At 42.1% G+C, this 9,136-nt stretch carries 12 protein-coding genes; 2 read left to right on the top strand and 10 right to left on the bottom strand.

Annotated elements, in window-relative coordinates:
* Positions 1-679 precede the first annotated feature (679 nt).
* The 10 genes from FD30_RS06370 to FD30_RS06325 all read right to left on the bottom strand — a co-directional run bounded on the left by FD30_RS06370 (position 680) and on the right by FD30_RS06325 (position 6,363).
* Positions 680-1,093: a hypothetical protein gene (locus FD30_RS06370; RefSeq protein WP_056944338.1), complete on the bottom strand. Its 414-nt coding sequence runs from the start codon at positions 1,091-1,093 to the stop codon at positions 680-682.
* Positions 1,090-1,434 (bottom strand): hypothetical protein, encoded by a 345-nt coding sequence (locus FD30_RS06365; RefSeq protein WP_056944337.1) that lies wholly within the window; start codon positions 1,432-1,434, stop codon positions 1,090-1,092. Before FD30_RS06365 ends, FD30_RS06370 begins: the two co-directional genes overlap by 4 nt.
* A 5-nt stretch (positions 1,435-1,439) precedes the next feature.
* Complete coding sequence (locus FD30_RS06360; protein WP_024525561.1) at positions 1,440-1,814, bottom strand: hypothetical protein; 375 nt, start codon at positions 1,812-1,814, stop codon at positions 1,440-1,442.
* Between the two features lie 237 nt (positions 1,815-2,051).
* A complete protein-coding gene (locus FD30_RS06355) occupies positions 2,052-3,461 on the bottom strand; it encodes a virulence-associated E family protein (RefSeq protein WP_056944336.1) in 1,410 nt (469 codons plus the stop codon).
* 4 nt (positions 3,462-3,465) lie between these two features.
* Positions 3,466-4,245: a bifunctional DNA primase/polymerase gene (locus FD30_RS06350; protein WP_225426524.1), complete on the bottom strand. Its 780-nt coding sequence runs from the start codon at positions 4,243-4,245 to the stop codon at positions 3,466-3,468.
* Between the two features lie 11 nt (positions 4,246-4,256).
* Positions 4,257-4,481 (bottom strand): hypothetical protein, encoded by a 225-nt coding sequence (locus FD30_RS06345; protein ID WP_056944334.1) that lies wholly within the window; start codon positions 4,479-4,481, stop codon positions 4,257-4,259.
* Positions 4,474-4,830, bottom strand: coding sequence for a hypothetical protein (locus FD30_RS06340; RefSeq protein ID WP_056944333.1), 357 nt, complete (start codon positions 4,828-4,830; stop codon positions 4,474-4,476). Before FD30_RS06340 ends, FD30_RS06345 begins: the two co-directional genes overlap by 8 nt.
* A gap of 310 nt (positions 4,831-5,140) precedes the next feature.
* On the bottom strand, positions 5,141-5,425 hold the full coding sequence (locus tag FD30_RS06335) for a hypothetical protein (RefSeq protein ID WP_041815234.1): 285 nt from the start codon (positions 5,423-5,425) through the stop codon (positions 5,141-5,143).
* 13 nt (positions 5,426-5,438) lie between these two features.
* Complete coding sequence (locus FD30_RS06330) at positions 5,439-6,116, bottom strand: Rha family transcriptional regulator (protein WP_056944332.1); 678 nt, start codon at positions 6,114-6,116, stop codon at positions 5,439-5,441.
* Positions 6,117-6,177: 61 nt separating this feature from the next.
* Positions 6,178-6,363, bottom strand: a complete 186-nt coding sequence (locus tag FD30_RS06325; RefSeq protein ID WP_056944331.1) for a helix-turn-helix domain-containing protein — start codon at positions 6,361-6,363, stop codon at positions 6,178-6,180.
* A gap of 142 nt (positions 6,364-6,505) precedes the next feature.
* Between FD30_RS06325 and FD30_RS06320 the strand changes: the two genes are divergently transcribed.
* Complete coding sequence (locus FD30_RS06320) at positions 6,506-7,330, top strand: helix-turn-helix domain-containing protein (RefSeq protein WP_041815232.1); 825 nt, start codon at positions 6,506-6,508, stop codon at positions 7,328-7,330.
* 57 nt (positions 7,331-7,387) lie between these two features.
* Entirely contained in the window at positions 7,388-8,542 is a 1,155-nt protein-coding gene (locus tag FD30_RS06315; RefSeq protein ID WP_056944330.1) for a site-specific integrase, read from the top strand.
* Positions 8,543-9,136 lie beyond the last annotated feature (594 nt).

The following is a 9,136-nucleotide window of genomic DNA, read 5'->3' as shown; positions in this document are numbered from 1 at the left end:
GTAAATGAATTGGATTCTCACATTAGTCCTCATCAACACCAGTTGACAAAGAGCCTCTTTTTAGAGGGAATGGCCTTTTTTTGTCTGCTTTAATTTTCTAAACAATTAATGCTAATCTAAATTCGACACAGGTTTAACAGGCCGTTACGTCTGAAAATGTCGGGTTTTGTCAGGTAATAATTAGCCGCACGTTAAAACCACACGCCTTGATATATAAGCAGTTGCAACCGGTCAAAAGCTTCTTAATCTATCACAGCATATTCAAACACGTTTACATGAGAAATAGCAGGCTTTTATATAAGGTTTTATAAGGTTCTGATAGCAGGTTTTAGCAGGTTTTTGCAGGTTTTTGCAGGTTTTAGCAGGTTTTTGCAGGTTTTTGCAGGTTTTTAAGTTCAGGTTTATTCAGGTTCTCTTCGTAAAACTTGCTATGACTAACACTCGATAATCAGCCATGCTATAATAACTTCGATAGTTTAATTTGATGAGACTGCTGCCGGGTGGCCTATCACAAAAGCCACTCCATTTTCCCATGGTATAATAACCATTGAGTAAAGCGGGGTGGCTTTTACTTAGCCGTTAAATGTTCGTTGCATGTTAAGTGTGATGAGGATGTTTAGCGGCTTTTTTGCGTGTCTCCATTCAAAAAGGCCATACGCTCTCACGTAAGGCCCTTAGCTCAATCTTGTATATCTTTTATCTGGCGGAGTATTGCTTTGGCTTCTACCTGCTGTTCTGGCGTACTGTGGGTGTCTGCTAGCGTTGCCTGACAAATTGCTTTGATAACATAAGTGTCCGCCACCCACTCACCATTAAGCCGCTTAAAATGGCTGTCGTCAAATTCTCCATAGATGGGGAATTGTCGTTTAAACTCCGCTAATGAGTCAAGTTGGCTACTAGGCCCCAAACCACCGGATATGCCACTGTTGATGGCCAATTGGGTTGGCTCGCCTAGTTCATCCAACATCCCCCTATCAACCATAATTTGGTATATCTGGGCCTTAACATCATTCTCTTTGCCCGGCGCAATCTGACCATGCTGGTTGGCTACTGCAAACGCGTCTTCTACTAACTTAGGATAGATGATCTTCACTTTTCATCCTCCTCAATAGCTGTAGTTGCCTGCCACACGTTTTGCAGCATGAACTGGGGATGTTGTTTGAGAAAATCCATCAAGTCATCATAGTACCGTTGCTGTTGCCACCGATTCCATTTAATTCCCATCCGAACGGCCCTAACTACCAAATTGCAACTGTAGCTTTGGGCCAAGTATCGTCCTTTAGTGAAGATACCCCTCAATCCTTCGCCAAAATCCAGTTCCGGATAATGATGCTCCACCCACGTTGACGCTAATTCTAACTTGGCCACCCCGATGTTAATTCGCTGCTGCCGCTTTAAGAATATAATCAATTGCTGGTTTGCTGACTTAGCCATCTCACTCACTCCGCTTTCTGTTGCTGGTCAGGTTTGTCTGCTGGGATAACTTGGGGCTTCAACTGGCTTTCCCAATTATCAAGGTCGGCTTCTTGTATGGCCCGTAGCCGGATCCCCATGCTATTGATTTGGGTTTCATAGCTGGCAATACCTAGGTTGCGTTCAGCCTCTGTCGTGGCGATGAATAGCCCCGTATGTTCGCCAGACCGTAAAGCCACGATAGGCACACCATAGCGATTCACCAACACACTAATGATTTCTCTGACAACACGCACCTTTAAATCCGTCAACTTACATACATCCGTGGTGCTAATTGGATTTTCTGAACCGTGCGGTAGTGCATTCAAAACACTTTGTTCAATCATTGATAGTTGTTTCATTTCATGACCCCTTTTCTAAATTAAATAGTTTAAACTCGTTTTTACGTGTGTAACGTGTGTGGCCGTGTTAATCCTTGATATATCAACGTTTATAGACCACACGCGTTATAGTCATACCCGTGTAACGCGTGTGGTTTGGAACCAATTAACACACGTACCACACGGGTACCACACACGTATAACATCTTATAAATGCCTGTATATAAGTGTTCTACACACGTACACTCGTTACACACGTTATTTGTTAATATTTATATATCCACGTTGCCGCTTGCCATTAATAGTAATGTTCATACTATATTTCCAACCATCCATGTTATCCATGATTAACTTAACTTTTTTGGCTTCCCCATTGATTCGGCCAGATAAGTAGCTATCAGCTTGTTTATCAAAGACAACTGCCAATATTTCTCGTGTAGTTGTTTGTGACAACGACTGTTTTTGATTACTGAGTTGGCTATTCAACCATTCTGGCAGTTCCTCAGTCGGTTTGCTGCCGTCTGCATAGTGCTCAAAATAACTATGTTTAACACTGGTCGTTAACTCATCCCAGTTGGTGGGAACCGGCATACTCAAATACTCCTCGATAGCTTCTTTCATGGGATTAATCGTTTGAGCTTCTTGTTGGTAGGCTTTGGCCTCAGCCATTGTTTGCTGGTCAAAATACAGCTTTTCCCCAGCGTCAACCCACGTCTTAACCTCTGCTAATATTTGGGGTATATCACCTTTAGCTGGTTGCCACGGATTCTTAGTCGCCTTATTCACGCCACAACGAATGGGATAAAAACGGCGTTCACCCGTGGCGTCTTTTAGATAATCACGCTGGTTGGTCGTCCCAATAAATACGTTCTTACGGGGATGGTGAGTGGCATAATGACCGTAGCTATCCCGGTAATAGTCTGACAACGCGCTTGTGAAGTTTTTTAATCCCTCAATGTCTGTCTTTTTCATAGCAGACAATTCGGCTATTTCAATAATCCAACTCCCAATAAGCTGTTGATAATCATCCTTTTGCTTACCCATGGACTTCATCGAATCGTTAAAGTATTCTGGCGCCAATAAACTAACGGTTGTACTCTTGCCAATTCCTTGGTGCCCCTCAAGTATGGGAATGATTTCAAACTTACATCCCGGATGATAAACACGGGTAACGGCTCCTGATAACCATTTACGCGTAACCATCCGCGTATAGTGATTATCCTCGGCACCTAAATAATCAATAAAAAATGCTTCGGCCCGTGGTTTACCATCCCACTTATCTTGCTCTATTCGCTCTTTCATGGGGTTTGAGGTATGCTCTCTGGCAACTGACGCAATTACATCTTGCAAATTTTCGGTGCTGAAAAGCACATCGTATTGTTCATCCAAGTACACCCGCAAAATTGAATTATCCTCATCTTTCCACATTCCTGCTGCTTGATGAGTAGCTGGATTGGCTTTGAGTTTACTAATTTGACCCGTGAAGTCGTTAAACACCAAAATTCCTTTTAAATACGGATCATTTTTCAAATACAGTCGAATGTTATGCAACGATGATCGCCGAATCCCACCATTAGTTGTTCGGCGTAGATCGCTTGTCCAATCGTCACTGGCTTTCGCTATCTGCTCATCGCGTTTCTTAGCTAATTGCAATATTTCATTATCCATGCTCTTAGCCTCCTAATCGTTTCAGAATTGATAAGAATATCTGATTAACCTCCTTATCCGGTAACGGCGTTCCTAATCGCCCATTGGCATACTGCAATAACTCATAAGCCGTTTCACTCTGACAACCCGTATTGAGTATCTTGCCAACCAGTGAAGTTAGAAACACATTGCGGTTACCGGTGGTTGTTCCCTGCACTAAGTCATCTAACCACCGACCAGCCCACGTCTTACGTGCTGTTGCGGCACTCTGTCGCGACACGTTCACTTTTTCCTTGGTTAAATCATTGATTAGCCAGTCTGGCAACGGCTTAACTTGGGCTAGCGTTGCCCCAGATAAGGGATGATAACTTTTACCGTCAATCACACTAGGTGCAATCACCACAAAATCTGTCAGTATATCTATGCCCGGTCGCCAATTCACCCGTTTATGAAGTTGGTTACCGTCAAGTTTAAAGAACAAATGGAGGCCATCCCCCGGCGTCTGTTCACCATAGGTGCTCATGGGTAGCTCATAACCAGCTTTCTTTAGCTTAGCCAGGCTGATTACCCCGTTATTGCTGCTATTGTGCCGGTCAATGTCCACTACTAGCAGGTTAGCCACATCTAAGCGCAAACCAATGTTGATATGAGGCCCTGCCTTAAACCACCCTGAAACGGCCTCTAAATCGCTTGTCGCCGACTTGTACCCATCAGTATCTTTCAACGGTAGCTTGGTATTAGCCACTAGTGGAAACAACTTAAAACCCTGCCTAGCCAACACCAGCGCATACTCTTTTCTATCCACATTGATCACCTCTATTTGGTGTGGCCAAGATTAGGCATAATGGCCAGGGAGTTCTTTACTCCCGTGTTGTTGACTTTAAGCCGGTGTATCTGTTGTTCAATCGCCTGTCGTTGGTTATCCGTCATCTTTATTCTGCTAATTAATTCCTGCAAATAGTCCAATTGAACTAATGTGCCATTCAGGGCTACTTGGGCTTCATGCAACGTGCTGATTAACTGACACGATTGTCTATTCATGGTTGGCCTCCCTATCTGCTGTCAGAATATCAATGGACTTGGCTACCGTAGCTAATGAATGGCCCATTGACGAATCTAAATCCATAGACTTATCAAGAAATAGCTCAAATATATTGGCAACCTCGTACAGCATTGTGTCACGATCATTCAAAGCGTCCTGTAGTTTGCTATTCGTTAAAGCAGTGTAATTGCTCCCGACAGACTTTTTACGAACCGTTGGGATGAGTAACTCACACACCGAAATCAGTTCATCACCAATCTTCTGTGCGTCTTCAATATAATTTTTGCCGGCCTGTAATTCTGGTAGCAACTTAGCAGCTATTTGTTGCGTGTTCAGTGTGTCATCCATAAAAATCATTGCCTCTTTCCATTATTTTGCGTAAAATAGGCAATGAAAAAAGCATACAAAGTGGTTCTTTCTGGCACATCCCATCGCTCGCCAAAGTTAGGGGATGTGTCTTTTTGTATGCTCTTATTCATCGCTATTCACCTTTCTACTTACGTTTCAGCCCAACTATTCCGGTCACAATGCCTAGAAAGTAACTAGCCATGAAGCCAACTAACAGTAAACTAACTAAGTTCATACGCTCACCTCCTAAAGTGGGATTACTTAGAATCTATACGAAATGGTCTACCACCGCTGGTTTTTGTTTTATGTGTTACTGACTCAAAACCCATTCCGTAATTTCTCGTTTGTACCCCATTATCTTATTGACCTCCGGCATTTCATGAATTGGCATGCCGCTCTTAATAAGTACCGTCACTGTTGTGTCAGTCACCTTTAACCATTTAGCTATGGCATGCTTAGAACTCAACCACGGACTATCTATGCCCGTTTGCCGGCGTGCCTCTTCCACCGCTTGCTTAATTGTTGCCATTACCTGCTTCTTTAATTGCTCGTCATACTCTGGCGATAACACCACCCGGAATGGTGATTGATCCACTGGCCACACCCTCTTATTCGTTTTTAACTGGCAATTGCAACGTGACTTTGTAAACCACCCCCTTAATTTGAAGGGCCTGTTTAATCTGCTGGTAGTCCATCCCCACATCCAGCAATACTTCTACTCGATTCTTAACCAGTCTCACTGCTTCGGCCTCATCACTGCTTAGGTACGTGGTGATTGCTTCACCCTTGGGGATGTCCCGTGCCTTGCGTAGTTTAGTAGTATCTACACCTAACGCCTGTTTATAGATCAAACGATTAAACGTGCTGTATTCGTGCCCGTGCATTTTAATCTGGCTTTCAGCTATAGTGGCATGCAAACTCTTTGAAAACTGCTTACCAAGCTCAAACTGGGCTTGTCGTTCGATTAGTTCACGTTGCATGGCGTAAAACTGTGCTACCAACAGCTCTTTAAAATCAGCCACCCGTGGTGTGTTCTTTAAAAAAGTAATAAGGAGCGTTGCCTGTTGCTGATTTAGCAGATATGTTTTAGCTTTCTGACCGCTAGATAAAGGTGTCATTTTAAATAACAGCTCTCCTCGGTTAGCTCGCTTTAACCGTGCAGCGTTCTTATTAACCGTGATATTAATTGAATGATGAGAAATACCTGCATAATCAGCAATCGTATCAGCGGTTGTTAAAACTGTGGCATCAACCTGCTGGGATGATAAAAATACTAGATCGTTCATGCTAGTCCTCCCTAAATGTACTTTCTCTGTACTAAAGGACTAAAAAAAATATCATCAATCGTTATATCTGGAATATATTGAGAAATAATTTTTTAACTTTCATTTTTTCAAAGTCTGAAAAGCCAATGCGCCCCTGTTCCTTTGACTGGTATGTTCCCAATTTCATATCAAGCTTTGCTGCAAATGATTTTTGCGTATAGCCTGCAAAAAGTCGATAACGTTTTAAAGTATCATACTCTCTTAACATTCAGCTCGCACCCTTTCGCTTAGTTGTACTTATTCTGTACTAAACACATTACCACCTTTAACGATATTCTTCAATACTTTTTCCGTACTTTTATTGTACTTGTGCTAGAATGTATAGTAATAACGTTGGAGGTGATACAAATATGGAAATAGATAAAAAAGGCTTGGGCATTCGTATTCACAATCTTAGAGTTGGAGAAAATATGAGTATGGATGAACTAGCTGAAAAAGTTGCGGTATCAGGAAAAAGTACCGTCAATGAGTGGGAAAAAGGACGGTCCATTCCTAATGATGTAACTATAAATAACATTGCTTCCCTCTTCGGTACCACTACTGACTTTTTGCTACATGGGAGCCTTTCTAGCTTTGTTAAAAATGTGCTTATTACTGACGGCATTAACGATGCTGAATTCAATCATCTATTATGGGAATACATCAACTTAACAACTAATACTTCTGATATACTTGCTGGTATCGCCTTTGACTATGATTCTTTCAAACCAGTTTCTGAAAAAGAACAATCCAATATTAATGAGTCAATTGTGAATGATGCCATTGATCACGCAATATCTCAGAACCTCAACGATTTTATTGCATCGTTGAAAACGGGTTCCAGCTACCCCAGTCAGCCAGAAATAATTAAAAATTCTACTCAGACGCTTAAAAAGAATATAAAAATCCTCCAAAATACCTTTACAGGAAAGTACCACAGACTTATACGCGAATTTGATAATCTAGATTCCTTTGAATACTTAAATGATAAAGTCACTCTTGAAGAATACCTTAATGACCCTAGTTCATCTCGACCTTGGGGTATTGGTAAGGGCGCTAATAAACCAAATAGTTTTATAATTGATCACTTCTATCAAGCTCAATTGAATAAAATGATGTTGGAATTCCGAGAAAAACTATCTGAGCTTAACGTTGCGTATCATGAATCTCTAAATAAGTATCCTGACAAGAATTAATCTACTACAAATTCCCCTACATACCTACCACCGCTGGGTTATGGAGGGATTCGTATCATGGCAAGTATTAAGAAATACACTGATAAACACGGCGAAACACGTTACAGCTTCCAGCTCTACGTTGGGACTAACCCACAAACTGGCAAGCCTAAAAAGACTTCTCGCCGGGGATTTAAGACAAGAAAAGAAGCCACCCTTGCCGCCTCTAGGTTAGAACTAGAAGCCAGCACTGGTAGCTTGCAACAAGACAATAATATTCTGTTTGAAACGGTCTATCATGAATGGTACGAGGTTTATGCCAATACCGTTCAAGAAAGCACCACCGTACGAGTCACCGGGATGTTCGATAGTCATATTTTACCAGCTTTTGGTAACAAACGCATTCGAACGATCACTCTAAGCGCTCTGCAGTCAGCCGTTAATGACTGGTCAAAGGAAGTTAAGCGTAACTATAAGCGTTGGTATTACTACACGCGACAAGTCTTTCAATACGCCTTAAAGGTTGGTTATATTGATAACAACCCGGCCACACTAGTGACTGTTCCTAAACCAGATATAAGCTGGCAACGTGATAAGAACAAGTTTTGGACGAAAGCTCAAATGGTTCATTTCTTTAGCTATATTGATCCGGTAGAATCAGCCGAAAAGTACACGCTATTTCGTGTGTTAGCTTATACTGGCATTCGTCGTGGCGAGTGTCTGGCTCTTACTTGGCAAGATATTAACTTTAGGCAAGCTACTATGACTATCAGTAAGACAGTTACACAAGGACACGGTGGCAAGCAGATTATACAGCCGCCTAAAACAAGTGCTGGTAAGCGCACCATCCCCATTGATGAGGTTACACTAGGCCACCTTAAACACTGGCGGCATGCTCAACAGCGCTTATATCTCATGATGGGGTACAATACCATGGCACCGGGCCAATTAATCTTTGCTAACCGAGTTAATGGCTATAAGTCACTGAATACTCCGGGAAAATGGCTGCACACGATCATTGATGATAAGCCGGATGAGTTCCCTCAAATCACTATACACAAGTTTCGTCACACTTTTACTTCTTTGATGTTTGAATCTGGGGCCACACTCAAAGAAGTTCAGGGATTATTGGGGGATGCTGACGCCACTACCGTGATGAATGTTTACGCTCATGTTTCTAAAAAACAACAGAAACAAGCGAGTGATAAATTTGCCCGTTTCATGCAAATTTAGGGGTAATGGCATTCAAAATGGCATTCACTTTGGTTTTAGAAATGGCAAAAGCAGCCTTAAACGCCTTGTTTATAAGGGGTCCTAAATAATACGGTTCAAACCCCGCCAGCTCCATTGATGATTAATTACGGGATGAAATAAGCCCTGGAAACGCTGGTAATGCAGCGTTTTTATTTTGGCCTTTTTTCGGCTCCCCCTATCCTGATGACCTGACTATCAACCAATTTAACACCCGTTAGCTGGATTAAATACCACACAGACAATGAACCTACTAGCTTAACGGTTAGCAATTCAGATTTTTTATGTCCATATTGCGAGCATGTATCAGTTTCTTCATGTGACAACAACTCGACGAATAAGACTGTAGCATTGCAACTCTAAGGCCCCGACGATGAGTGTCGTCGGGGCCCTTTTTATGCCAAATTAGCTACTGTAAGTTTTTCGGTTTAATTCCTTGTAGAAATTCTCGTGTGATCCAATCGGGATACTGACCCACTAATCACTTATCCTTAGTCTTCTCCGGTATCTTTTAAGTTTGTGTAAAAGGCACCCGTAAAATGTAGGAAAACGGCAGGTTAGAACTGTTGGTTTTCC

It is taken from the genome of Levilactobacillus namurensis DSM 19117 (assembly GCF_001434785.1).
Classification (GTDB): Bacteria; Bacillota; Bacilli; order Lactobacillales; family Lactobacillaceae; genus Levilactobacillus; species Levilactobacillus namurensis.
This window is presented reverse-complemented; position numbering and strand designations above follow the sequence as displayed.

What these genes read in the sequence shown, in the direction of transcription:
- FD30_RS06365 (WP_056944337.1), bottom strand. Translation starts at nt 1,434, where the DNA reads ATGGCTAAGTCAGCAAACCAGCAATTGATTATATTCTTAAAGCGGCAG.
- FD30_RS06360 (WP_024525561.1), bottom strand. Translation starts at nt 1,814, where the DNA reads ATGAAACAACTATCAATGATTGAACAAAGTGTTTTGAATGCACTACCG.
- FD30_RS06355 (WP_056944336.1), bottom strand. Translation starts at nt 3,461, where the DNA reads ATGGATAATGAAATATTGCAATTAGCTAAGAAACGCGATGAGCAGATA.
- FD30_RS06345 (WP_056944334.1), bottom strand. Translation starts at nt 4,481, where the DNA reads ATGAATAGACAATCGTGTCAGTTAATCAGCACGTTGCATGAAGCCCAA.
- FD30_RS06340 (WP_056944333.1), bottom strand. Translation starts at nt 4,830, where the DNA reads ATGGATGACACACTGAACACGCAACAAATAGCTGCTAAGTTGCTACCA.
- FD30_RS06330 (WP_056944332.1), bottom strand. Translation starts at nt 6,116, where the DNA reads ATGAACGATCTAGTATTTTTATCATCCCAGCAGGTTGATGCCACAGTT.
- FD30_RS06325 (WP_056944331.1), bottom strand. Translation starts at nt 6,363, where the DNA reads ATGTTAAGAGAGTATGATACTTTAAAACGTTATCGACTTTTTGCAGGC.
- FD30_RS06320 (WP_041815232.1), top strand. Translation starts at nt 6,506, where the DNA reads ATGGAAATAGATAAAAAAGGCTTGGGCATTCGTATTCACAATCTTAGA.
- FD30_RS06315 (WP_056944330.1), top strand. Translation starts at nt 7,388, where the DNA reads ATGGCAAGTATTAAGAAATACACTGATAAACACGGCGAAACACGTTAC.